21 protein-coding genes are annotated in these 26,180 nt (G+C 46.3%); 7 read left to right on the forward strand and 14 right to left on the reverse strand.

The window, feature by feature from the left end:
• Nucleotides 1-71 precede the first annotated feature (71 nt).
• The 4 genes from VOA_RS09780 to VOA_RS09765 all read right to left on the reverse strand — a co-directional run bounded on the left by VOA_RS09780 (nt 72) and on the right by VOA_RS09765 (nt 7,549).
• Nucleotides 72-1,016 (reverse strand): GGDEF domain-containing protein, encoded by a 945-nt coding sequence (locus tag VOA_RS09780; RefSeq protein ID WP_001006497.1) that lies wholly within the window; start codon nt 1,014-1,016, stop codon nt 72-74.
• Nucleotides 1,013-5,773 carry a CHASE domain-containing protein gene (locus VOA_RS09775; protein WP_000032312.1) on the reverse strand — a complete coding sequence of 1,587 codons (4,761 nt, stop codon included), beginning with the start codon at nt 5,771-5,773 and terminating at the stop codon, nt 1,013-1,015. Before VOA_RS09775 ends, VOA_RS09780 begins: the two co-directional genes overlap by 4 nt.
• A gap of 455 nt (nt 5,774-6,228) precedes the next feature.
• Complete coding sequence (locus VOA_RS09770) at nt 6,229-6,612, reverse strand: cytochrome b562 (RefSeq protein ID WP_000831620.1); 384 nt, start codon at nt 6,610-6,612, stop codon at nt 6,229-6,231.
• Nucleotides 6,613-6,802: 190 nt separating this feature from the next.
• Nucleotides 6,803-7,549 carry a phosphatase gene (locus VOA_RS09765; RefSeq protein WP_001046753.1) on the reverse strand — a complete coding sequence of 249 codons (747 nt, stop codon included), beginning with the start codon at nt 7,547-7,549 and terminating at the stop codon, nt 6,803-6,805.
• A gap of 526 nt (nt 7,550-8,075) precedes the next feature.
• Here VOA_RS09765 and zwf point away from each other — a divergent pair.
• The 4 genes from zwf to VOA_RS09745 all read left to right on the forward strand — a co-directional run bounded on the left by zwf (nt 8,076) and on the right by VOA_RS09745 (nt 12,046).
• The gene (zwf, locus tag VOA_RS09760) at nt 8,076-9,578 is read left to right on the forward strand and encodes a glucose-6-phosphate dehydrogenase (protein WP_000236502.1); all 1,503 of its coding nucleotides are present in this window, start codon (nt 8,076-8,078) and stop codon (nt 9,576-9,578) included.
• The gene (gene pgl, locus VOA_RS09755; protein ID WP_000607062.1) at nt 9,575-10,291 is read left to right on the forward strand and encodes a 6-phosphogluconolactonase; all 717 of its coding nucleotides are present in this window, start codon (nt 9,575-9,577) and stop codon (nt 10,289-10,291) included. The genes zwf and pgl overlap by 4 nt, the downstream gene beginning before the upstream one ends.
• 13 nt (nt 10,292-10,304) lie before the next feature.
• The gene (gnd, locus tag VOA_RS09750; protein WP_000675468.1) at nt 10,305-11,753 is read left to right on the forward strand and encodes a decarboxylating NADP(+)-dependent phosphogluconate dehydrogenase; all 1,449 of its coding nucleotides are present in this window, start codon (nt 10,305-10,307) and stop codon (nt 11,751-11,753) included.
• 152 nt (nt 11,754-11,905) lie between these two features.
• Complete coding sequence (locus VOA_RS09745) at nt 11,906-12,046, forward strand: hypothetical protein (protein ID WP_000988288.1); 141 nt, start codon at nt 11,906-11,908, stop codon at nt 12,044-12,046.
• A gap of 83 nt (nt 12,047-12,129) precedes the next feature.
• Here the strand turns inward: VOA_RS09745 and VOA_RS09740 are convergent, their stop codons facing one another.
• The 9 genes from VOA_RS09740 to VOA_RS09705 all read right to left on the reverse strand — a co-directional run bounded on the left by VOA_RS09740 (nt 12,130) and on the right by VOA_RS09705 (nt 22,567).
• The gene (locus VOA_RS09740; RefSeq protein WP_000831850.1) at nt 12,130-12,759 is read right to left on the reverse strand and encodes a hypothetical protein; all 630 of its coding nucleotides are present in this window, start codon (nt 12,757-12,759) and stop codon (nt 12,130-12,132) included.
• 82 nt (nt 12,760-12,841) lie between these two features.
• The gene (locus VOA_RS09735; RefSeq protein WP_000049502.1) at nt 12,842-13,681 is read right to left on the reverse strand and encodes a DUF6279 family lipoprotein; all 840 of its coding nucleotides are present in this window, start codon (nt 13,679-13,681) and stop codon (nt 12,842-12,844) included.
• A gap of 150 nt (nt 13,682-13,831) precedes the next feature.
• Nucleotides 13,832-14,965, reverse strand: coding sequence for a glycerate kinase (locus tag VOA_RS09730; protein ID WP_000869533.1), 1,134 nt, complete (start codon nt 14,963-14,965; stop codon nt 13,832-13,834).
• 20 nt (nt 14,966-14,985) lie between these two features.
• Nucleotides 14,986-16,338: a GntP family permease gene (locus VOA_RS09725; RefSeq protein WP_000052399.1), complete on the reverse strand. Its 1,353-nt coding sequence runs from the start codon at nt 16,336-16,338 to the stop codon at nt 14,986-14,988.
• A gap of 213 nt (nt 16,339-16,551) precedes the next feature.
• On the reverse strand, nt 16,552-17,691 hold the full coding sequence (locus VOA_RS09720) for a PucR family transcriptional regulator (protein ID WP_000599551.1): 1,140 nt from the start codon (nt 17,689-17,691) through the stop codon (nt 16,552-16,554).
• Between the two features lie 138 nt (nt 17,692-17,829).
• On the reverse strand, nt 17,830-18,816 hold the full coding sequence (locus tag VOA_RS0117760) for a cytochrome-c peroxidase (RefSeq protein WP_000802453.1): 987 nt from the start codon (nt 18,814-18,816) through the stop codon (nt 17,830-17,832).
• A 317-nt stretch (nt 18,817-19,133) separates the two neighbouring features.
• Nucleotides 19,134-20,870, reverse strand: a complete 1,737-nt coding sequence (locus tag VOA_RS09715; RefSeq protein ID WP_000700937.1) for a methyl-accepting chemotaxis protein — start codon at nt 20,868-20,870, stop codon at nt 19,134-19,136.
• Nucleotides 20,871-21,219: 349 nt separating this feature from the next.
• On the reverse strand, nt 21,220-21,738 hold the full coding sequence (gene hutZ, locus VOA_RS09710) for a heme utilization protein HutZ (RefSeq protein ID WP_000372644.1): 519 nt from the start codon (nt 21,736-21,738) through the stop codon (nt 21,220-21,222).
• 367 nt (nt 21,739-22,105) lie between these two features.
• Entirely contained in the window at nt 22,106-22,567 is a 462-nt protein-coding gene (locus tag VOA_RS09705) for a TetR family transcriptional regulator (RefSeq protein ID WP_001126280.1), read from the reverse strand.
• Between the two features lie 516 nt (nt 22,568-23,083).
• Here VOA_RS09705 and VOA_RS09700 point away from each other — a divergent pair.
• Both VOA_RS09700 and VOA_RS09695 read left to right on the forward strand, forming a co-directional pair.
• Nucleotides 23,084-23,386, forward strand: coding sequence for a YfcZ/YiiS family protein (locus tag VOA_RS09700; RefSeq protein ID WP_000070923.1), 303 nt, complete (start codon nt 23,084-23,086; stop codon nt 23,384-23,386).
• A 157-nt stretch (nt 23,387-23,543) separates the two neighbouring features.
• Nucleotides 23,544-24,143: a hypothetical protein gene (locus VOA_RS09695; RefSeq protein WP_000971570.1), complete on the forward strand. Its 600-nt coding sequence runs from the start codon at nt 23,544-23,546 to the stop codon at nt 24,141-24,143.
• An 81-nt stretch (nt 24,144-24,224) separates the two neighbouring features.
• On the opposite strand, the gene VOA_RS09690 is transcribed toward VOA_RS09695, so the two are convergent.
• Nucleotides 24,225-25,337: a 1-acyl-sn-glycerol-3-phosphate acyltransferase gene (locus VOA_RS09690; RefSeq protein WP_000204889.1), complete on the reverse strand. Its 1,113-nt coding sequence runs from the start codon at nt 25,335-25,337 to the stop codon at nt 24,225-24,227.
• Between the two features lie 167 nt (nt 25,338-25,504).
• Here VOA_RS09690 and VOA_RS09685 point away from each other — a divergent pair, with 167 nt between their 5' ends.
• Nucleotides 25,505-26,113 (forward strand): hypothetical protein, encoded by a 609-nt coding sequence (locus tag VOA_RS09685; protein ID WP_001104929.1) that lies wholly within the window; start codon nt 25,505-25,507, stop codon nt 26,111-26,113.
• Nucleotides 26,114-26,180: the final 67 nt, after the last annotated feature.

Here is a 26,180-nt window from a genome sequence, read left to right on the forward strand (position 1 = left end):
AACCAAGCTTTGTTTACAAACACGTTAATGGAGAGCAAACCGATGAATACGCTTGGCTCTCAAATATTGTCTTATGTGGCAATGGGAAGCGGTTCAAACGTAGCTTGATTGCGGCCATTATGCTTTGAGGTATAAAGCGCTTTATCCGCCGTTTGAGCAACATCAACGGCTTTCATCTGTTCAAAATCCACTTGTTCTGGGTAAAGAACGGTATAGCCCACAGACACCGTAACGCATTGGTTCATCGCCTCTGGTGAATGCGCGATTTCAAGCTGCTCAACCGCTTTGATTAACTCATTCACCATGGATTTGGCACCTTCTTCCTCGGTACTCGGTAAGATGAGGGCGAATTCCTCTCCTCCATAACGCGCGGCTAAGTCTGCGGGTCTTTTGGTAATACTGCGTAGGGCATGCGCAATTTTTCGAATACATTCATCCCCCGCGATATGCCCAAAATGATCGTTAAATTTTTTGAACTCATCGATATCAATCAACGCAACGGTTAAGGGGTCATTATGGCGTCGAGATCGTCTGAATTCGACATCCAACTGTTCATCAAAGGTAAGGCGGTTGGCTAAGTTGGATAGGCTATCGGTGTGCGCCATTTTATCCAATAACCGAATCGCTTTGTGGTAAGCCAGATGAGTTTGCGCACGAGCCGCTACAACACGCGGTTTAAGTGGCTTAACAATGTAATCAGCCGCCCCCGCATCAAACACTTTTTCTTCAAATCCAGTCTCCGCTTTACTGGTAATAAACAGCACTGGGATGTCTTGTGTCGCGGGGTTACTTTTGAGCTTGGCACACACAATTAAGCCGTTCATATCCGGCAGTTCAACATCCAGCAAAATGAGATCGGGCTTTAATGCATCGATCATCGAGAAAGCTTGTGTCGCATCCGAGGCGAAACGAATGCGCCCTATTTTGCATAGCACTTTATGCAATGACATCACGACCGTGCTGTCATCATCAATGATGAGAATGTCAGGTAATGTCGTATCGCCCACTTCATTCATGCTGATGCCCCCATATGTTGCGTGAGTGATTCAACTAGGCTTTTTGCTTGTTTGAAGTTCAACCGTTCCAATGAGTCTGACAGTTGTTGGAAAGCTTCAACGCCCATTGCCGAATACAGAGCAGCGCGATGTTGTTCAACCTGATCTAATATTTCCAGATCTTGGTCAGCCAACAGTTGCAGCAAGAGTTTGAGCGTTTCAGGTGAAATCGTATCCACCGCATCCCTCTCTGCCGGAGACAGTTCAAGCTGAGAGGCTTTTTTCCAAGCAGCAATCGACTCTTTGCTCACTTGAATCAAGGTGAGCAACTCAGAGGAAAGCTCCGCCATAATGGCATTGGCTGGCACACCTTGCTGGCGCAGTATCACCTCTGCTTCCGAAGCCATTTGCTGCATTTTTTCAGCACCTATCATTCCAGAAGTGCTGCGCAATTTATGAACTTGTTCAGCGGTAGCCAGACGTAACGGCTTAGCGTCTAGGACATCAAAATCCTGCTCACCTTCGGTGAGATTCGTATTGTCTTCTATCAGATGACTCAAGGCGGTAAAAAAGAGCTGTTGATTACCCATGAAAAACTCTTGTGCCTGCTCCTGATTAAGCCCTTCAATTTGCGGCCAATCATTAACGCTAAGCGGTTGTGAACTGATATTTTCAGACAAGTAATCCTCTCCTCGATACTTTGCAACTTGAGTACGCAATACACTAATCAAACGTGATGGGCTGATCGGTTTGGTCAGAAAATCATTCATCCCCGACGCAAAGGCGCGTTTACGCTCCTCCACTAACGCGCCCGCGGTTAAAGCAATAATGGGTAATGAGTGTAATTTTAATGTATTGCGTATATAACGCGTCGTTTCCAGCCCATCCATTCCCGGCATCTGAACATCCATTAAAACCGCGTCATACTCGTTTTGCTGCTTTAGCTTATTAATCGCTTCTTCACCACTGGCAACCACATTCGTGGTCGCTCCCGCTTGGGTCAGTACATAGTCTGCAACTTCAAGGTTAGTGGCACTGTCATCCACCACCAGCACTCGAAAACCGAGCAGCCATTTCGCCTTGATCGCTTCTGTACGTGTCGACAACAAAACCCGGTTGGCATTTCCAGAATGTTGACTAACGGCGCTATTCACTGCATTAAACACAGCAGAAGCATTAATGGGCTTATCTAATAAGCTGTTGACCCCAAGTTCACTTTCTTGGATCTTGTGCTGTTCTAAGCTGCCATCGGAGTTGATCAATACGACAGGTGGGCTCTCGGCACCGAATGTTTCAGTGAGATGATGTATTGCGGTTAACCCATCCATCGCTGGCATCTGGTTATCCACTATAAGCACATCCGGAAGCTGCAATTTTTGTGTTTTTCTCACCTTCACGGCATCTATCAAAGCGGCACCATCATGCACAATTTCCGAACGCCAGCCGAGGGAGTGCGCAATAGATTGAAGGTGTTTCGCTTCTTCCTGATTATCTTCCGCGATCAGCACAAACAGAGTCTGCGCCTGCTGTTCTTGTAGGATAATGTCTTCATCCGACAGCGTCTGTAACGGCATTTCTGCCCAGAAGGTACTACCTTGCCCTTCACTGCTCTCTACGCCAATTTTCCCCTCCATCAATCCCAACAGTTTGTGAACAATGGAAAGCCCTAAACCTGTGCCTCCAAATCGGCGGCTTGTGCTCGTGTCAGCTTGAGAAAATGGTTTGAATAACCGTTTCTGCGCTTCTTCTGATATCCCTATCCCGGTATCCGTGATAGAGAAACGGACAATGTTTTTTTCTGCGCCATTCCAACTAAATTTGTCGATAACTTCTACACGCAATGCAATATGACCCACACTGGTGAATTTCAGCGCATTACTCAGCAAGTTCGTTAATATCTGCCGCAGGCGCATACTGTCGGCGATGACCCAATGTGGTAAATCCGCGCCCATTTCAAGCTTGAAATCGAGGTTTTTAGCTTCAGCTTGAGTGGAGAAAACACTGGCTACTTCTTCGAGAAACTCTTTGAGATCAAGCGGTAACGCTTCAAGTATCATCTCATTGGCTTCAATTTTCGATAAATCAAGAACATCGTTGACGATCCCCAATAACGATTTTCCTGAAATGCCAATTTTATCCACCAAACGATGCTGAGATTCGGTTAACGATTCATCCGACAGTAAATGGGTTAAGCCAAGAATGGCGTTCAACGGCGTACGGATTTCATGGCTGGTATTGGCAAGGAACACACTTTTTGCCTGAGTGGCTTGCTCAGCATCGTGCAATGCTTTTTTGAGTGTCTGCTCAAACGCTAACCTGTCTGTAATGTTACGGATGGAAACGGAAATTAATAGCCCATCATCCATCTGCACAGAGCTGGAACTAATTTCAACAGGGAATTCTGTTTCATCAGACCTCACCGCGATCTCTATTCTTTGATTACCCGGTCGTAACTCGTACCATCGCGCATGTTTCGCACGCGCTGATTCGAGATCATGAAGAAACAAGCGATGCATGGGATACCCTTCGAGTTCATCTCGCCCATACCCAAACACTTTTTCCGCTTCTTCATTGACCATTTTGATGATGCCACTGGTATCCACAATCAGCGTCGCCTCGGGAGAGGATTCCAATAAGGCTTTAAACCGAAGCACTTCTTTTTCTTTTTGGTTCTGCAATTGAAGGTTCCACTCTTCCCTTTGCTTCACCATGGAAGTTAACCACAACCAGTATTGAATACTGACACTCATCAACACAAAAACCATCATGATGGCGATCACTATCAATATTTGTGTCGCAATACGCATGAGTACAGGTAGCTGCGGTTGCGCGTTATGAATGGTAATAAAACGTTGATCCAAGCCGGCATCAAGCAACAATTTCGCTTGTTTTTCCCAGAAATTTCCCCGCCAGCCTTTAATGCTCAGAACCCCCGCCACATCTAAACTGAGAAAATCGGCCTCTTTAAACGCATCTTGCCAACGAAAAGAGTGCCCATGCTCAAATGCAAAGGTGCTTTCCGGATCAGGATGATAGATAAATTCGCCTTCTGTATTAGTGACATAGGTAATCACATCGTAGCGATCATTTTCGGCAATCTCACTCAAAACGGGTTTCACACTGATATTAATGATGACAATCCCAAACGGTGTCCCATCATCGGCAAAAATGGGGGTGGAAAAGCGCCAAATTGGGCGTTCAGGGTGCACAATTACCCCGAACTCCCGATGCAGACTGATATCGGACATGTAGACTTTATCCGCACCCATTTTCAGTGTTTCCCGAATGTAGAGCTCTCCACTTTTATTTTGCAGAGCATCATCCTTGAACGTTTCGAACAACTTTTCGCTTTGTTGAATTTTCACCTGCTCACGCCAACCAGATTGAGCCGTAAGCAAGCGAATTTGGTAAATTTCCGGGGTCGCCAACATGTAAGCCTTAAACACATCGGCAAGCCGCGCTTTCCATTGTTCAGCAGCTTCGTTATTACCTTGATTTTCTATCAATGCATGCAACGGTGGCGTTTTGGCCAGAGAAACCGTATCTCGACTATATTGCTTTGCTGCATCTTCTAATCGAGCCAAAGAAGTGCCTGTCGCATTGGTTAGATTTGCTTTCACATCGTTGAGTTCACGCTCAACAATCAGCCATGCGATGGTGAGAAAGATCAGTAGCAAAGCGGCTATAGCAGGCGGCCAAGTGCGTTTTCTTACTGAGCTATTCCAGAATAAGGACACGCCTTTTAGCCCTTTGGGCATGACATCTTCCGCGACCGTTTCTCCGCCAGCACTTGTCCGCAATACATTCAGCGCTAATACACTTAAAAACGTCACCCCAAGACCAAGCACAATAACCCAGCGGATATCCCACCGGACATGCTGGAAAGCCAGATCATTGGGCACAAGTTCAAACACCCACTCTTGCCCAAGCACTGAAATCGTTCGGGTAATACTTTCTTCTGGGTAGTACTTATTGTTGGAAACTTGAGAGCGAAAGAAGGGTTCATTCTCGGTGGTATTGCTGAGTTGAATCATGGCATGGGCCATGACCGAACTTAAATCGGATAACACATCGTCCACAACTAAGGGGGCGTATGCCCATCCTAAAAAGTATTTCTCTCTTTCAGCTGGGGTTTTGAGTTCCATTCGGCTTGGGTAGACCGGCAACAGAATGAGTACGCCACGACGAGGCTTACTATCCGCCTGAACTAAGGTAATTGGCGCGGTGAGATAAGGTTGCTGCTCTCGAACTGAAGCAAGCGCCGCTTTTCGACGGTTAGTTTCGGAACCGATATCTAGCCCAATCGCCTGAAGATTGGGTTTCTCAGGATAGATGTATTGGATAATGAAGCGATCGCCATCATGAGGGGTGAGTGTGCGAATGGTAAAGTTGGGAAAATCATCTCGGCGCGCGGCAGCAACAAAATCCGCTTCCTGTGCTACAGGAACTCTCCGAATAAACCCAAACCCTAGAGCGCCTGGAAACTCTCGTTCTATATCGCGGCTATTGATGTAGTCCTCAAATTGCTTACGAGTGATCTTATCAACCCCTGCGGCAAGCACAGCCCCCCTCGCCCCATGTAAGCCATATTCGAAACGGCTGAACCTTTCCTTAATCAGTGATTCCGCTTGGTTAGCAAGATAATGAATGTGTTCTCGGGCTTCAATTTGATTCTGGTAATGCAACACTCCAGCGGCAGAAAAAGTGAGTAAAAGCCCAACCAGCAGCGGAATCCATCTGGTGATCACATCAAACTTGCCTAAGTTTTCTTTGCTCATCTATGGCAATCACTCTTCGTGTTTAATCGTATCTACAAGGCAGAGGCATAATGCAGGGCCTCCATTGAATTTCCTGAAGTATCAACACCATGAAATAAAACTCATAACCCACACCACTTTTAGTGTAGAAGGAAAAGAACAACATTCATCTGAAAGTTGATTGTTTTTGAACCTCATCCACCGGACAACTCTCTATTTTTACTCAAAGTCATTACCTGACCGTAAGTGCACTACGTCTGTTGTCCTATGAGAGATAAGTAAGATACGTGGAACAATAAACTGGTATTGGCGCAGGATTCACAAGTACAACGTTAGCAATGGCTTAGGCAACTTTGAGATGACGAGATAGGAATAAGGAAGATTTGTTATAGGAAGAACAGTAATAAAAAGATGACTGCTGCCCTTTCTTAAGCGCAGCAGTTGGACTGATTAGGTGTTCCGATTAACCCATTCGATTAGCCAAACAGACGTTTCCAGATGCTTGGATTACGTTTGTCATGGTATTCAATGCGCAGTTCATCGACAGTTTTTAGGCTCGCTTTAGCGGCTTCCAGCTCCCCAGCTTGCAAATGCGCTTCAACTTGCCCCAATGTGACGTCTAGTTTGTTGAAACCTTCTTGATAAGTGGCTTCTTTTTCAGCGGGATAGGATTTACGTTTGGCTTGCTCAACTAAACTTTCTAGCGTGGAAAGAGGCTCTTGCATCGCTTCAACGGTCGGCGCTTCTGCCGCCTGTTTAAAGGCAAGCTTCATCTCTTGCATGATTGATTTAAGATCTTGCCCAGCGGCAAAAACCGGAGTGGCGAGCAATACCGCCGTTAGAATCAGTGTTCTTTTCATTTTTCTACTCACTTTTGAAGATAGCCGAATTGTACGTCATTCTCACGGCGACAGTGAGTTGAGTTTTGTTGCAAAATGCAGCCGGAAATAGGAGTTCCAGACTGCATTATGACCAAACGATTAGGTGCGTTGTCATCGAATTAGGAAGAAAGTCAACGTGAACCGATGTGGGTGCGGACCAAAGTTGACGCTAAAATAAACCCACAAATTCTTCAATCGGCTGGCGGCCACGTAACGCAAGAAAATCGAGGAACTGACGCACGGTATGAGTGATAACGCGTTGCGGATTAATGCCAACTTCATCAATCAAATGGCTCGCCAATGACAATCCACCTATATCCAAGCAAAAATGTGCATCACTGCCTGTGGTGACGTAAGCATCGAGCGCTTTCGCAACGCGGGCAATCTCGTAACAACGATCAACACTGCCCACTCGGCTATGCCCTTTTAAGGTGCTGTTGTTGATTTCAATCGCCACATTGTGTGCTTTGGCACAGGCGATCACTTGCTCAAAATCGAAATCAAAATGCGGGTTTCCGAGATGACCTAATGCATCGACTCGACCACCTTCAATCACTTTAATCAGCGCTTGGGTATGTTCTTCTCTTGAAGAGGGATGAAACACTGGCTCATGAAAGCTACCAATCACCCAATCCAAGTTGTGATCTACGCTTGGGTGTAAATCGATTTCGCCTTGCGTATTGAGGATGTTGGCCTCCACACCACGAATCACGCCAACACCTTCAAGAAAACGGGGCAGAATACGCTGGTTGGAGAAAAACCAGTAATGCGGCGCACCAGGCATAGATTCGGCGTGGTCAGTGGTACAAAACAGCGTTAAGCCATTCTGTTTCGCCGCACGCGCATTTTCAATCAGTGTGCTATAAGCATGGCCACTGGCGTAAGTGTGAGTGTGAGTATCTACGGCTAAATTCATTTCAACAGTCCTTCCAAACGCATTGTCGGCCAGTGTAGCAGTCTCCCCCTCGGGTTGCTATTTACAATCATGGTTGACACCAAGGCGAATGTCACGGGGATGATGAGTGTCATCTTGAGATCCCATCAAAGGCCGGCCTATCACAATGCGATTGTTATTTCCTTCTCACCGAACGTCACTTCAAGTCATTTAGAGCTAGTCATTCAACTTATTTTGAATTTTTCTTTAAAAACTGATGGTTAACATTTTCATCTGTCACAATTCAATCGATTGCGTTATCAATAGTTGATGTATGTCAAAGAGTCGTAGACAATACGCCCCCGAGCTGGGGATGAGTTTCGCCGATATGCAGTTCCTCCCCGTTGATTGATTTTTCCTATTAAACCTATAGGCAAGATCGGTTTTTGATTTGTGTATTGCGCTGCTAGGGTTGGCGCATGCTAACAATACCCAAAGATTTTCCAGTGAATATGGATAATGTTTCACCGAAAAATCAAGGGAGTACCTCGTTTCTAAAGGAAAGATGATGGTAATACCTGAAAACAGCAGCATCGTAATTTTCGGTGCTTCGGGAGATTTGACGTACCGTAAGCTTATTCCTGCGTTGTATCACCTCTATGCCAGTCAACAGCTGCCAAAATCGTTTGCGATTTTGGGTGTGAGCCGTACTGAGTACAGTGATGAATCCTACCGCGAGAAGCTCAAGCGCTCTCTGCAAGAGCTGGAAAAAACCGAACCAGCCGCTCTCGAAGCCTTTATGCAGCATGTGCATTATCAAGCGCTGAACACCGCCGAAGTGGCTGATTATCAGCACTTAGCGAATCGCCTTGATACACTGGCTAACAACTATCAGTTTGAGCAGCGTAATACGTTGTTCTATCTCGCGACGCCGCCAAGCCTGTATGGCGTGATCCCAACTTGCCTTGCGGCACATGGCCTTAACGATGAGAGCCAAGGCTGGAAGCGTCTGATCATCGAAAAACCTTTTGGTTACGATCTGCAATCTGCACAAGAGCTGGATGTAGAAATCCACCGCCACTTCAAAGAGCATCAGATCTACCGTATCGACCACTACCTTGGTAAAGAAACCGTGCAAAACCTGCTGGTGTTCCGCTTTGCCAACGGCATGTTTGAGCCATTGTGGAATCGTAACTTTATTGATTACGTAGAAATCACAGGCGCAGAATTCCTAGGTGTGGAAGAGCGCGGCGGTTATTACGATGGTTCTGGCGCGGTACGCGATATGTTCCAAAACCACCTGCTGCAAGTGCTGGCGATGGTGGGCATGGAGCCGCCTGCGGCGATCAACGCGGATTCCATTCGTAACGAAGTGAACAAGGTACTGCAAAGCCTACAACCACTTTCTGAATCTGATCTGCGCAATAATCTGGTGCTCGGTCAATACACCGAATCGGAAGTGCGTGGGCAGTTTTTACCCAGCTACCGTAATGAGCCGGGCGTGGCCGCTGATTCACGCACCGAAACTTACGTTGCGCTGAAGATGTTCATCAATAACTGGCGGTGGAATGGTGTGCCATTCTATGTGCGCAGCGGTAAACGTTTACCAACGCGTGTCACCGAAGTGGTCATTCACTTCAAACGCACACCGCATCCTGTCTTTGGGCAAAATGCGCCAGAGAACAAGCTGATCATCCGTATTCAGCCTGATGAAGGCATTCTAATGAGCTTCGGTTTGAAAGAGCCGGGCGCAGGTTTCAAAGCCAAAGAAGTGTCGATGAATTTCCACTACGCCTCACTGGAGCAGATCAAAATGCTGACCGCTTATGAGCGTCTGCTGCTGGATGCACTCAATGGTGACGCGACGCTGTTTGCCCGCACTGATGCGGTAGAAGCCTGTTGGAAGTTTGTGCAACCGATCCTCGATTTCAAACAAGATCCGCAATCGCTGTATGGCTACGCCTGTGGCACTTGGGGCCCGAAAGAGTCGGATGACTTGCTGCGCCGTGACGGCCGTGAGTGGCGCTTCCCTTGTAAAAACCTCACTAACACGGATTACTGCGAATTATGATCAACCATAAAATTTTCCCAACTGCGGATGCCGTGGTGAAAAGCCTTGCCGACGATATGTTGGCGTACAGCCAGCAAGGTCAGCCTGTACATATTTCTCTGTCTGGCGGCAGCACACCCAAAATGCTGTTTAAGCTTTTGGCAAGCCAGCCTTACGCGAACGACATTCAGTGGCAAAACCTGCATTTCTGGTGGGGTGATGAGCGCTGTGTGACACCGGATAACGCTGAAAGCAATTACGGTGAAGCTAATGCACTGCTGTTTAGCAAAATCAACATGCCAGCGCAGAACATTCACCGCATTCTGGGTGAAAACGAGCCACAAGCTGAAGCGGAACGTTTCGCTCAAGCGATGGCACATGTGATCCCAACCGCAAACGGCACGCCAGTGTTTGATTGGATCCTACTGGGTGTAGGTGCGGATGGTCATACCGCATCCCTGTTCCCAGGGCAAACTGACTATGCAGACGCCAATCTTTCGGTGGTCGCTAGCCATCCAGAATCCGGACAGCGACGCGTTTCAAAAACCGCGAAAGTGCTGCAAGCCGCAAAACGCATCAGTTATCTCGTTCTTGGCGCTGGTAAAGCCGAGATCGTAGAACAAATTCACACCACTCCAGCCGAGCAACTGCCTTATCCGGCAGCCAAAATTCACTCCACTTTAGGAGTGACCGAGTGGTACTTAGATTCAGACGCCGCAGCAAAGATTGCGTGAAGGAGAGCAATAAATGAAAGGTGATATCGGTGTAATCGGCCTTGCAGTCATGGGCCAAAACCTGATCCTCAACATGAACGACCACGGCTTCAAAGTGGTGGCACACAACCGTACCGCGGCTAAAGTGGACGAGTTCCTAGAAGGCCCAGCCAAAGGCACTAACATTGTTGGCGCTTATACGCTGCAAGAGCTGGTCGATAAACTGGCGACACCACGTAAAGTGATGCTGATGGTTCGTGCAGGTCAAGTGGTTGATGACTTCATCGAGCAACTGGTTCCACTGCTCGACAAAGGCGACATCATCATTGATGGTGGTAACACGAACTTCCCTGATACTAACCGCCGTGTAAAAGCGCTGCGTGAAAAAGGCATTCACTTCATCGGTACGGGTGTTTCTGGTGGTGAAGAAGGCGCCCGTTTCGGACCTTCCATCATGCCGGGTGGCGCTCCTGAAGCATGGGAAGCGGTAAAACCGATTTTCCAAGGCATTTCGGCAAAAACTGACGCTGGCGAGCCTTGCTGTGACTGGGTTGGTAACGATGGTGCCGGTCACTTCGTGAAAATGGTTCACAACGGTATCGAATACGGTGACATGCAGCTGATCACTGAAGCTTACCAGTTCATGAAAGATGGCCTAGGAATGTCGGCCGATGAAATGCAAGCCGTGTTTGCTGACTGGAACAAAACTGAGCTAGACAGCTACTTGGTTGAGATCACCGCTGACATCCTTGGCTACAAAGATGAAGATGGTGAAGCACTGGTTGAGAAGATCCTCGATACTGCAGGCCAAAAAGGCACAGGTAAATGGACGGGCATCAACGCACTGGACATGGGTATCCCACTGACTCTGATCACGGAATCTGTGTTCTCTCGCTGCCTGTCTGCGCTGAAGGATCAACGTGTTGAAGCAGAAAAACTGTTTGGCAAGACTGAAACGCAAGTGGAAGGTGACAAACAAGTTTGGGTTGATGCACTGCGTCAAGCTCTGCTAGCTTCAAAAATCATCTCTTACGCACAAGGCTTTATGCTGATGCGTGAAGCATCAAACGAGAATGGTTGGAACCTGAACTACGGTAACGTGGCTCTGATGTGGCGCGGTGGCTGTATCATCCGTTCTGCGTTCCTCGGCAACATCCGTGATGCGTTTGAAAAGAACCCTGAGCTGGCATTCTTAGGCTCAGATGCGTACTTCAAAGGCATTCTGGACAACTGTCTGGCTGCATGGCGTAAAGTGGCAGCAAAATCGCTGGAAGTGGGCATTCCAATGCCATGTACGACTTCAGCACTGACCTTCCTTGATGGTTACACTACAGCTCGCCTGCCAGCGAACCTGCTGCAAGCACAGCGTGATTACTTTGGTGCGCACACTTATGAGCGTATCGATCGTCCGCGTGGTGAGTTCTTCCACACTAACTGGACAGGTACTGGCGGTAATACTGCGTCTACCACTTACGACGTGTAATCACACCTAGTAGGAAAGCGTCATACTGATAAGGATGAAATTAGGGCTAGCTACTTCTTTCGTATCAGCCTATAATTTCGCCGTTCAGGGGGGATGTCGGTTTTGCCGACATCCTCTATTTTTTTCTGCACATTTCGCTTTTAAGAGAATCGATGATGACAATCAACAAGTACTATGTTTTGGTTCCACAGGCTTTGGAACAGTCAACACATCAGGACAGTGACGTTGCATCTGACATGGAAGCTCAGCGCCAACAAATGGTGAAAGAAGCACAAGAACAAGGCGGTTTGTAATTCAAACCTTGCTTGCACTGATAACGAGAAAAGCACCCAAGGGTGCTTTTCTTATTTAACCAATCAATACGGTTATGCTCGTTCTAGAACGAGAAACGGATCCCCGCTTGGTAACTGGTTTGCGAAGTATCTTGAAACTTGTTGTGCCCGATGTTCAGCTCAACCGCCAAGACTGGGCCAAACATAATCTGGTTACTCAGTTGGTAGTCATCCATAATTTCACCCGCTAAACGAGTGAAACGCGCTCTAGGCACTAATTTATAGAAAGGTAATACCTGCAAGTTCACACCGACTTCACCACTCGCGCCACCTTCATTGAATTCACGAACGAATTGATCTGTCTCGCGTGAAACTTCAACTTTGTTATAACCCAAGGCTCCATAAATGGAGTGATTACCAAAATATTGATAAAGCCCGATCCCCCCGAAGCTATTTTCAATTTCTAGCTCACCGGAATACATACCGCTGAGCTCTGCTTTAAAAAAGACGGGAATGCGAGAGGTAGAGAAGCTGGCGTTAAAATAAACCCCATATAACTGAGCAGTATCCATATTGGAATAAGGTGCACCAACATATTGAGTTAAATCATCGCTATCAATATCCGCAAACTGCATTCCACCCGCGACATAGGTGTAGTGGCTATATGACGGTGCTGCGTTCGCAGCCAAGGGCAGAACTAAAGCCAGAGCAGCCAACAACGACGTCCTTTTCATTTTATTTTCCTATGGTTTTGTTTTATGACTCAAAATCTAACTGCTTGAATCTTGTATTTCAACAGGGGGAATCACACCTTGCTTAATTTTTCACAAGCAGATCCATGCCTATTTCTTTCCAGTCTTGTAACTCTTGCCGAAAATGCAGTTGTTGTTTGGGCGTGCTGATGCGCAAAATCTCAACCAAATATCGTTGTGCTAACCCACGATTATAAGCCAGCTTAGCTTTTAAAATTGGGCTGTAATACTGCTCCGAATTGAGTAATAACTCCCCAAGATAAGCCTGAAATTGCTCAGGTTGGTGGCGCTTTTCAAACAGTGCGCGAATTTGTTCACGAAACGTCACTTGCACTACCACCCAATCACTTATGGTGGATTGGATATTCAAACTCCACTCCTTGAGCACGATTTTTTGCTCAGGGGTCAATGGCCCCAACCACTCTTCTAAATCCTCTTGCACTTTCTCTTGATAAAATTGGCGCAACGCTGGCTCATCCATCTCACGATACTTCTTCGCAAACTTCTCATGCCTTTTCACTACCGCGTCCATAAATTGGTCAATTTGTGTTTGCTTGAATGTCGCTGCAATAGCCGTAACATCTGGGAGCAGCTTATTAACCAGCTGTTGATAATGCGCACGAGCACGATCTTGATGCTGCGCAATCTGCTCAACCGTGACATTGCTTAGAGGCAAGGCCAATAGCTCATCGATTTGTTCAACATAGCGGGGCAGCGCTTCTCGTGTATGCCATTCAAGCAGATCAGGCATCGCTTGTTCGATCATCAATTTCTGTTGTTCATCGAGATCAACGAAATCTTCTACATAGTCAATCACAAACCAATCAAGGTGATGGTAGACAAACTTGGTACCGCACCCAGCCAAAAGAGTACAAAGTAAGAGTATTCGAAGCCATTTCGACATGAGGGAGATCCTTTCAACATTACTTTCAGAGATTACCCTTTAGATATTACGCAACCACCTTGGTTAACGCTTAAAACACTAATGAGAAATTGAAAAAAGAATGGCTTAAGGCAGAAAAGAAAGAAAGCTGACTTCCGCCAGCTTTCTGTTTTATTTAGAGAGAACCCACAATCTGGCGACATTTTCCGCCAGATCGGCAAGGTTAAAATCGGATTCTTTGAGTGCCTCTTCTAACGACATTGCCCTTGGCACTGCGGCAAACACTGCGTCAATTCCACACTGATAAACCGCTTGATAGTTATCACCTGTGCAGCCAGCAAGAGCAACCACGGGCACATCAAACCGTTTCGCCACTTTTGCCACTCCCATTGGCGTTTTGCCATGTACGGTTTGGCTATCAATCCGCCCTTCTCCAGTAATCACTAAATCGGCATCACACACTTGGTGAACAAGGCCTACGGTTTCCAGAACAATCTCAATCCCTGGGCGCAAAGTGGCGTGGGTGTACGCCAGCAAAGCCGCGCCCATACCACCCGCAGCACCCGCACCTGCACTCTGTAACACGGCTTTGCCTGTCACTTTTTCGGTGAGTAGACCAAACTGTTGCAAAGCCCCATCGAGCAGACGCACATCATCCGGTGTCGCCCCTTTCTGTGGACCGAACACAGCAGAGGCGCCTTTGTCACCACACAAGGGGTTATTCACATCACACGCCACCAGTAAATCACAGTGTTGTAAGCGGTCATCAAACTCACTGAGGTCAATATTCGCCAATTCACGTAAACCGCCGCCCGTAAGCTGAATGGGCTCACCGTCTGCGTTGGTAAAACGAGCGCCGAGCGCAGCGAGCATACCCACGCCGCCATCGTTGGTTGCACTGCCACCTAAACCAATGATGAGCTTAGTGACACCTTGATCTAATGCATGGCGAATTAACTCACCTGTTCCAAAACTGGTAGTGAGTTTGGGGTCACGCTGGGCGATGGGAACGTGGTGTAAACCGCTGGCAGCCGCCATTTCGATTACCGCAGTTTGATTATCACCTAACATTCCGTAGAAGGCTTCCACTCGCTTACCTTGTGGCCCAATGACGTTGACTTCAACAATGCGTCCCTGTGTGGCATCCACCAGTGATTGCACTGTCCCTTCACCGCCATCGGCTACGGGAATGGTGACAAATTTTGCATCATTCCATACTCGTGCAAGCCCGGCCTGAATCGCATCACACACCTGCTTAGCCGTCAGGCTCTCTTTAAAGGAATCTGGGGCGATAACCACTTTCATATCACACGCTCCTCAATCTTTTACAACAATATTAAGCTTAGAACATAAACCACAACCATCGCAGTCACCCCTTGTACTAAGGTCGCCATAGTTTGCGCACGGTAGGCCAAGCCCACACTCATGCGGCTGAACTGTGAAACCACCCAGAAGAAGCTGTCGTTCGCGTGAGAGACTGTCATGGCGCCCGCACCAATTGCCATTACGGTAAGGGCACGTCCCATTTCACTGTCTAAACCCAATTGACCCAGAAGTGGCGCAACAAGCGCAGAGGTAGTAACCAGCGCTACCGTAGAAGATCCTTGTGCGGACTTCAGTGCTGCCGCCACGATGAATGGCATGAAGATTCCCACACCCAATGCAGAGAGTGTCGTGCCAAGGTAATCCCCTAGTGGAGTCGCTTTCAATACTGCACCAAAAGCACCACCTGCACCTGTGATGAGCAGGATAGGGGCAGCAGAAGTAATACCTTGGCTGATACGCTCACCAAACTCGGCCACTTTGTCGGTTGATTTCAGCAAACGAACAGAGAGCAAAAGACCAATCAGCAGTGCAGTCAGCGGTTGCCCAAGGAAACCGAGCACTTCAAACGCCATTCCTTGCCCCACAGGGAAACTTGGGAATTTCGCGATAGAACCAAGGCAGATCAGCAGAATAGGCACAAAAATGGGGGCGAAAGCCTGACTTGCGGTCGGTAATGTACCGTAAGAGGCTTTCAGCGCTTGCCAGTCTTGTTTCGAGCTTTCTTGAGCATCGACGATATCCGCTTCAACTTTTTGGAAACGGTTTGCCCACAGCATACCGGCGATCGCCGCCACTGCCGCCACAAACAGGCCAATCGCAATCACCAAACCGAGTTGTGATTCCAAACCTAGGTTACCTGCTGCAGCAATCGGTCCCGGTGTCGGTGGCACAAAGGTATGAGTAGCGTACAGACCTGTGGCTAAGGCCACGCTCATTGCCACACTGGATGTCGCTAAACGTTTTGCCAGTGACTCTTTTAATGAGTTGAGGATAACGAAGCCTGAGTCACAGAACACAGGGATCGAAACGATGTAACCGATGATGCTCATGGTCAGCGTTGGGAAGCGTTCACCCAGCAGCTTGATGACGGTATCCGCCATGGTAATGGCCGCACCACTTTTTTCTAGAATCACACCAATGATCGTACCCAGTACAATCACTAAACCAATGTAACCAAGAATTCCACCAAAACCTGTAGTGATGGTTTTAGCAATGGTGTCCGCAGGCAAGCCATAGGCAAATGCACCAAGGAAAGCGGCGATCAGTAATGCCAAAAAGGGATGTAATTTAAATTTGGTGGTAGCGAGCACAATAAAGGCAATTACCGCTAACAAGATGAATATCAGACTCATAGTAGCTCCATGTCTTTTTTATTTTGAGGTTGAGGAATACGCTCCCTCAACGTCTAATACCCCACCACTTGAACGAGCAATATAGCGCCTAGCTTCAAACCGGAGGGGATTGTAAGGTCGAGCTATTATCCTTGTTGACCAGCGTGATTCCTTTAGGCAGAACAACAAATACAATTATCAGCAAAATGTTAAAAACTATGCAAATGCACAGTTTTAGTCATAACTTGTGAGCTGACACGCAATATACAGTTCAGCTAACCCGAGCAACGAGCCAGTATCAATTCCGGTGATTTCGGTGATTTTTTCTAGCCGATAACGCAGAGTATTTCGGTGAATGTACAGTTGCTGAGCGCAGAGATTTAGGTTGCCATTGGCGGTAAATAGTCCATCTAAGGTTTTCAATAACTGCCCAGATTTATCCTGTTTTTGCAGTTCTCTCATCACTTGCCGCCATTGTTCACCTTGCCATCCTTCGTTTAGGGGGGAGAGTAATACTGGCAAACGCAGTTCCTCATACAAATACTTCTGCTTTTCGGGCTGACGAAACTGACCAATACGCAACACTTGTTTGGCACTTTGATATGAAAGATGTATCGAGTTGGGGTTAAGGAATAACTGCCCCAATGCGATGTCGTACCCCGTTATGTTATAGGTTTTCAGCCTTGCCATTAGCTTGTCAATGCGCAGGCTTTCGTATTCGCTAGTCCAATGCTCCGGCGTTCGGCAGGGTTTAAGCACCACAATTTCTTGCATTGAAACCACAGCAACTAAGTTATCTCGCTCTGGGTGTTCTAGCAGTTCAACCACTTGGCGGATTTGATCCAGGCTTTGCCCACTTTTAGGTTGCTGAAACGCGATCACCACCGCTACACGCGGCTTGGTGAGATCAATGGAGAGCCTTGCCGCCCACGCACCAAGCTCTACCGGCGACAGAGTATTTTGGATCCATGCCGAAATGAACTCTTCACGATGCCGTCTATCCCATTGCAACTGCTCCACTAAAGCGGCTTGTTCAATGATCATTTCTGCACTCATTTTCACCAAATTGGCGAAATCGCGAATATCATCTGGTTCACCTGTGATCCCAACAATACCCACGATTTGCTGTTGGTTCCGAAGTACCATGTTGATGCCCGGTTTTACACCTTTTAGCGCAACACAGCTTTCTGCCGTCAGTTCAACCGCATCACCATGTTTGAGCGCTAAAATGGCACCATCATGCACTTGCCCAATTCGGTTCTTCTCACCACTGCCGATAATTACTCCAGCCTGATTCATCACATTGATGTTGTAACCGATGATCGCCATAGTGCGATCCACTATTTGTTGCGCTAAATGACCATCCAATATCATGACTCGCCTCCAGTCTGCTCTGCGCACAGACTTATAAGCGCTCTTACTCACTTTGGTTATGGCATACGGTGATTTTTGTGACAATGCACAAAAGAAAAAGCTGCCCGCAGGCAGCTTCAAACGTCAACAGCATATCGTCTAGATTTGTGGACGAACAGTTTCCAACGTTGAGGGTGGAAGATTAGGTAATACAACCTGTGGCTGCTCCCCCGTTAATGACTTCAAAAACTCGGTGATTTTGCCGGATTCTTCACGGGTTAATTTTTGCCCCAACTGAATATCCGCCATCACTTCCACCGCCTGTTGTAAATCCCACACAGATCCGTCGTGGAAATAGGGATAAGTCAGTTCGATATTACGTAGAGTAGGCACTTTAAACACGAATTTATCGATGTCATTCCCCGTCACTGCTTTGCGGCCTTCGTCTGGGTTTTGAGTCACAAATGGCTTCACTAACCCCATTTTTTGGTACATCTGGCCACCCGCCAGTTCTCCACTATGGCAAGCAGTACATCCTTTCTCTTTAAAGAGTTGATAGCCTTGTAGCTGAGCCGTGGTGAGCGCGGCATCATCCCCTTTTAACCACAAATCAAAAGGGGCATTTGGGGTACGTAAGGTTTTTTCAAAGGTGGCGATGGCATCCGTCACTTCGTTGATCGAGAACTCTTCTTTGCCATAGGCGGCTTTAAACCATTGACGGTACTGAGGAATAGATTGCAACGTCTCAATCGCTAGCTCATGGCTAAACGCCATTTCCAACGGGTTCTCAATCGGCCCTGCAGCTTGTTCTTGCAGATCTTTCGCACGACCATTCCAAAACTGAACAAAGTTCAGATCTGAGTTAAACACGGTTGGTGAGTTGATGGGACCAATTGCCCATTTATGTCCGATTGAGCTTGGTAAATTGTCCACACCTCCTTTAGCAACGTTATGGCAAGAGTTACACGAAATAGTATTGGAGGCAGAAAGACGGGGATCGAACCAGAGCATTTTGCCTAATTCAATCTTCTGGCTATCGAGTCCTGATATAGGTTCAATAGGCTTGATGGGCTCCTTGGCTAGCCGTTCCGCTAGAGCTGGACTACTGGCAGCAACCAAGAGAGATAAAATGAATATTGGCTTCATTTGGCTTCCTTTTTAAATCAATGGCGAGTGTCCTCACTACTCTGCGCATTTCTGTATCGATGCGCTGCCATCAAAGTAAGGGAAAGCCTCATCAAGATAAAAAGAGAAAAAACGATAAGCTCAATGACAAAAAACGATGTTTCGCAAGTGTAAAATCGCACAACTCATATAACACAAGCATCAGTGAGCCATAAGCACGCCAAATGCAACAAGATGCCAACATTTACAATCGGAGTTTATATTGATTTGCATCAATTTTGCTTACTGGCAAAAAAATGCCTCCGCAAGCGAAGGCATTTTTACTGTTCACCAGAGACTTAGGCGCGGATGTGCGCAATAGCACCACTGAGATCATCCACGTTATGTTGCAGGTTAAGCACAATCGGCCCAAGCTGGTTAATCGTGGTATTCATCTCACTTGACAACGTTTTAATCGTACTGAGATTACTTGAAATCTCATCACTCACCGACAGTTGCTGCTCGGTTGCAGCCGCAATTGAGGTGTTCAGTTTATGGATCTCTTTTGCAGACCCTTGAATCGTACTTAGCGCTTCATTCGCAACCCCCATGTTATTACGGGTTGATTGCATCTTGTCTGCACTCACACGAATCGTTTTGGTCGACATCTCCGCTTTTTCTTGCAGCATTGAAATCATATTCTCGATTTCACCTGTCGATTCTTGAGTACGCTGTGCTAAAGAACGAACTTCATCGGCTACCACTGCGAAACCACGACCTTGTTCACCCGCTCGCGCGGCTTCTATCGCTGCGTTCAACGCCAACAAGTTCGTTTGTTCTGCAATCGCTTTAATCACATCTAACACATTACCCACGTTGTTGGATTCGGTAGCCAACTGTTGAATAATTTCTGAGGTTTTTTGGAATTCACCATCCAAATCCGCAAACTCGCGAATGGTTTTTTCAAACACTTGTTTGCTGGTGTTGGCCTCTTTCTCCGCGCTACCTGCATATTCTTCAGCCATATTGGTACTTTGCGATACGCTCGATAACGCCGATGTCATCTCCTCCATCGCAGTAGCTGCCATATCCAACTCTTGATTTTGTTGGTTAGCCATTTTCACGTTTTGATCGGTAATGCCACGAATGGTTTCAGAAATCGAAGATATGGTGTGATTTACCTGATTGATCTTACTGATCGTGGTGCCATAACTTCCTAACACTTTATTGATCGTGCGACCGATAATAGACAGCTCATCGTTACCACTTTCCTCTACACGCAGAGTTAAATCAGAATTTTTATCTGCACGTTGTAGAATCTCAGCCATTGCATCGATTGGCGTAACAATCTTACGATTTACGATCACATAACCCAAGATAGCAATGATAACTACCGCAACCAGTGAGATATTACCCACTAGCACTACGTTTTGAACTTTTTGTGCGGCATCATTAAATTGTTGACTCGTACGGCTTTCCAACTCTTGGAAAAACTTGTCAATCGGCGCCATGATTTTTGCTTTTTCACGGTGATAATCATCACTGTGTAGCAATTGAATCGCCATTTCTCTGTCCGGTTCACCTTTAACGGTATAGTTACCACTCGCGTCAGGGTACAAGCCTTTGACGGCATTCATGGCTTTTACTTCCATGTTCACTAAGGCATCTGAGTTATTTTGTGCTTCTTTGAGCAAAGCAAACTCTCTATCCGTAAAACCAAGGTCTTTCATCGTCTGTTGTAAAGCGATGGTGTCACCATCTGGTTTAGGTTTCTGGCCATACTGCAACACAAGATCCCAATAAATGGTGTGATAGTTTTCTGGGCGCGGTTTTTTACCGTTGCGGATATCGAGAATATCCATATACATTTTTTCGTATTTCTCATCGCCAGTAACCACATAGGTGCGCCCTAAACGGGTAAGGTCATCCGAGCTTTGGCGCAATTCATCCGCCGCTTGATAGGATAGATAACGTATCTTCGCCATCTGGTCAGCTTGTTTTTCAAGATTATCCAGCTGAAACACTGTGACCATAGTGATCGCAATACCAATGGCTATGGTCGCGAAAACAAGCTTCATAGTCGTATTAATTTTCATGGAAGTTCCTTCTAGGAGAAAGATTACATATTGGTCATTTGGTGTGACTTTTTTGTTGTTACTTTCAGCTTAGAAGATGCCCAGAAAAGTTGTAGGTGATTTATGATTTTTTTCTGTTAATTATAAATTAGGTGATCACGAATGATGCCGTGCTGCCACTTTGATTAAAAACCTTGCAGATGAATTCATTATATTGTGAATGTCATCAAAATGTGCATAAGTAAAGATGACTGAATAGAATAGCAAACGTTTTACATTAAAATTTAAATAATGCTATTTTTCAATAACTTACAAGAATAACACTTTAGACTTAGAGCCACTACAGAGCACGAGTTCAGTCTTCTTTCGGTCATTTTCGATGCCCCTTTTGCAGATGAATAACATCCACCAAATCATCACCAGAAACTCGGTACGCCTGACCAAAACCTTTTACAAACAAACCTTGCTCTGGCTTGAAGCGGAAAAGGATAAAATCTTGCAATTGGCTTAGCCCATTTATGATTTCCCCAAAACGTGCCTCCATTTGAGCAATCACTTGGCACCATAGCTCGCTATCACGTTCAACAACATTTGCTAACGCATGAAAAGTCAAACGCTTACGAGCAAAAAGCTGTTGAGCTTCGGATTCATCTTCAACCATCATGATCGACACGTGTGGATTGGCTTCTAAATTGCGGGCATGGAGTGCCAGTTGGGAAATCAGCACAAAATACCCTTCCTGATTTTGTACAAAAGGCGCATAACTGGCATTCGGGTGGCCTTGCGCATCAACGGTTGCGATCAGCAACGTTTTACGTTCTTGGCGAAATTGTTTAATTTCAGGCTCAAGACGCCCCTGTAAACGTTCTTGCTTAGCTTGCTGATCCATATCTTCCCCCTCAACCATGACCATATTTATTATGGTTTGCGCGGCGTATGTTGGCACGAATAAAGAGCACTGAATACCAGAATTCGCTAGGCAGGCTGACTAAAAAATCTGCTGTGAATATCTGCTGTAAATAAGAGTTAAATCGTCTTGCGCTCGATGTATTAGGCAAGAGATTGGGACTTGATGAGGATATTTAATAAAGGTACGACAGTACCTAAACAACTTGGCGTTGCAGGTAGATAGTGAGTGAGAGATTCATCGGTAATCAATTTCCGAGGCTAACCTCAGGTGAGAGCCAAAGATGGCTCTCATAATCCCCACGAAAATGGGGATATCACCTTCGTATACGGAAAATCGGGAGAACCCTTTAGTTCACCATACTGACTAATGAGCGTCCCAGTAACCATTCGACTTCTTTTTGACTCTCTTGTCCGAACTTCTCTTCCGTCATTTTATAAAGACGAGTCACACCTTTGTGGGCAAAATCATGGGCACGCTCTGTCGCAACAATGTGGTGAAACAACAGGCGTAAAATTGCCACAAACTCCGATTTTTCCATCGCTTGCAACCAACTCGATCGAAATGCATCAATGTCATCGTCAAAATCGAGATGCTCCATGAACATCTTAAAGATCCGGCCATCTAAAGCAGAGGCAAAATCGGTCTTTTTCGGGAAATGATGGCTGATCCCAGTTCGAGATACACCCGTCTGCTGACTGAGAGTGGTGTAAGACATTTTGTCATAACCCAGTCGAAGCAGTTGGTCGACCACCGCATCCATAATCGTCTGAATCGTCACTTCAGTATCTTCTTTACTACGCTTAGGCATGTTAAGGCTCTTTTCTAACGTCAATTCATTGCCTGCTTACAAAAAGCAGCACGAGAGTTTTTATTGAAATGATAAGTGGCACAAAGAAGGAGGGGCTCCATTCCACTCTTTGATTCTCTAATTCAATACTAGACAGCCAACCCGTAACTTCTCGCTTTTGCATAAGTCTTTGTTACATTTTTTGAACAAGGTCACTTGCAAAAGCCAAAGGTGGCTCGATAACCACAATAAATCATATTTTGGTTAACGAATAATCCAACAAACCATTGAGCCTGACAATGAACCGGTCGAAATTCTGACAATTTTCCGACACTTGGAACGCCAAATTACCGGAGAAGATCACAGAAGTCCCTCCTCTACTCAACCACACAATCTCGCACCTCATAAGCATTTCATTGCATTTAAAGCTTTATTCTACTGAGAAAGCAGTAGACCATTTTTGTGGCATAAGCACGGAGAGAAGACTAAAATGGCCCCATAATTAGTAAGTAGATGAAGTCGTAAGAGGATTAGGGTATGAGTAACCAAACTTGTGTCGAAAATGAAGTATGTGAAGCTTGTGGTTGTGCAGGTGAGATCGGCTTTATCATCCGTGAGGGTGATGATGTGGCTGAAGTCTCTATTTTTGGTTCTGATAAAGCCCATCTAGATAGCAAGCTGGCTGAGTACATCACGCTAGCTAAACAAGTGTGTGCTGATGTGGAGTATGAAGTTGCTCCTGCGGAAGAGAATGCCACTGAGTTGCATGCCCGCTTTAAATTTGAAGTTAGCGCTGAAAAATTGATTTTCGAACTGAAAACACGTGCACTAGCACGCTAGTTATTGAGCAATGACACTGAGCGGGCTTTAGCCCGCTTTTCTTTATTCACTTTCTATCCGATTCCTGTTCCAAATCGGAAGTGCACTAAAGCCTACGCCAGCACCGCCGATACCCTTTATACTGGCAAAAATCGCCATACAGGATAAACGCTAATCCATGATGTTTCGTCTTATTGCACTTTCTCTCTCGCTGATTACGGGTTATTCGCAAGCCATGACGTTGGATCAATACATGGTGCTTAATCATCTGGATAACTACGGAAACCTCGATTTGCGGGGCAAGCCATACACTTCGTTACCTGAAAATTTTCACATCAAAGGCAATTTGAACATCGCAAAAACTTCGATGAAGTCTTTGCCCAAAGGCACCACGATTGATGGCAGCCTTGATGCCTCCAACAGCCAGTTGGAGAAGATTCCTCGAGGTGTGAAAATCAAAGGCTATGCCAATTTGCTCGGTACAAAAATTCAGTCGTGGCCTGCGGGTGTCACGGTCGGCGGCTATCTGAATTTCACCGATACTCCGCTAACCAATTTACCTCCGCGTTTAACCGTAAAAGGCGATTTAAGCGTGATCCGAACACCATTGGCAGAACTACCCGATGGTGTGGTGATTGAAGGCAATCTCTACATTGGTGGTTCAAAAATCACTCAGTTTCCTGACTCAATGACCGTTAAAGGTAATATTTATCTGGGTGGAAACCAAATCAGCCAATGGCCGACCAAGCTCACTCTCGGTGGTGCTGTCGCACGCTAAAGTTCTCCTAGCCATTTTCGCATGATAAAGGAAGAGGAGCCGCAGCTCCTCTTTTCAATGATGAAGACAAACATCTTCGCATTAATATTTATGATGGTTACGAACCGGATTCGCGTAGGCATCCAGCAAGTAAGAATGTGCGGCTTCAGGCAACTGCGACAATTTCGCTTTTAATATTGCGCAAACCTCTTGGCTGATGTTGGAATCGTCTTGCCCTGCCGCTAAGCGGTTGATCGGGTACAACACATAGTTTTGGTGGATCTGTCTGTCGATCTCTTGCGCTAAGGCTTCCGGTGTATCGAAAGGTTGTGTAATCACATCACCAAACGCGACATGAACACGACCTTTATCACCCACAATGCCTTGTATGATGCTTTCGATATCTTCGAATTCACCTTTTTCATAGCGACCTTGGGTGGCTTTCTCGTACAACTCTAACGCTTTAGCAATGTCACAAGGATCATTTTCATACGAGATCGATACCGGCACTAAGTTGAGTGAGTGAACATAATCAGCAAATTCAATTTTCTGCCGACGCCCTTCAACGTGGAACATTTTCAAGATCGCTGGATCGGTTTGGTCGTTACCGTCTTTTGCACGCCCTTCTTTCTGAGCAATCCAAATGGAATGCCCTGTATCCAGTGAATGTTTAATGTAAGCCGAGAGTGTGCCGAGTGCTTTCATCATCTCACGTGGGCCTTTCGCCGAACGCTTAACAATAAAGCTCTTATTCAAACGCATCAGTTCTGTGGCACAGGGCTTTTTCAGCAGGTTATCGCCGATCGCAATGCGCATGGTACGGTGACCTGCCATATGTAACCCATAGTTAACCAATGCAGGATCCATCGCGATATCGCGATGATTGCAGATGAACAAATAGGCTTTATCTTTCGCCAACTTATCCAAACCACTGTACGTCACACCTTGGGTGGTTTGCTCGAGCGTTTGGTCTAGGTATTTTTTCACCTCAAGCTGAATCGCTTCTACGCTATCCAACTTCGCCCATTTACGTTTCAGGTAAGCTTTAACCAGTGGTGCCATCAACGCACGTAGCCATGAGGCATGGTGTTTGAAACGATGTTGTAAAATTGCCGAAATAAACTCTTGGTCATTGATCAGACGAGAGAGCGCTGCGGGTATCTCGTCATCATTGTAAGGACGAATATCAATATAAGGATCAGTTGTTGAAGTCATAGGTTTGTACATCAGATAAAAAGCTGGCCCATTCTACGCATACTTAGCCATGCTATCAGCAAGGATGTCTAAGGTCAGACCAGAGTTATGTGTTCCAAAATAACGGGAATTGGCTTTTTATGCGATAAGCGTTAATCTTAGCGCCCTTAAAATTCCCGAGGCATCTTATGAACTACGCTATTCAGTCTGAAACGCGCCATTACACCTACCTTGAGGTCACGGCACGTAAACGTACGCTAAAACACAGTCTGATCCGCGTTGAACAAGGTTTACTGCTCTGTAAACTCGGGAAACACGAGTATGCCGTGGAACGCGGACAAACGCTTTGGATTCCTTTCGACTGCTTGTGTGGCCTCACATTTTTTCCCGATACGCAGATCACTCGCGTCGATTTTTCACTGCGCTTGAATGTGCGCTTCCCGCACAATGCAGGCTTTATCAAACTGTCTGAACTGGCCAGCGCGCTGCTTAATCGCCTTCAAGGCTGTGAGCGAGACCACCCCGCTTTTGGCCATTTAACCCAATTGCTGATGCTAGATATCGCAACCTGCGATCCTAAACTCAAAATTTCGCCACTAAGCCAAACGCTACAAGGCTGGCTGCCAGAAGCGCACGCCAATGTGAATAAAGAACAACATGTTGTTTTACTGGTGCGCGAAGCTTTAAAACGTTCGCAATCTGGTGCTCAGACACAGAGCATTATTGATCAGCTCTTTTCTGGCAATGGAGAACAGTTCCAACAGCTTTGTATGCTCATTTTGGGACATGCAATATAAGCATCTGATTTCACAGAAAATATACTAATACAAATCAAACTGTTATCACAAACTCCACATAAATGTG

Source organism: Vibrio sp. RC586 (assembly GCF_000176715.1).
Lineage (GTDB): Bacteria > Pseudomonadota > Gammaproteobacteria > Enterobacterales > Vibrionaceae > Vibrio.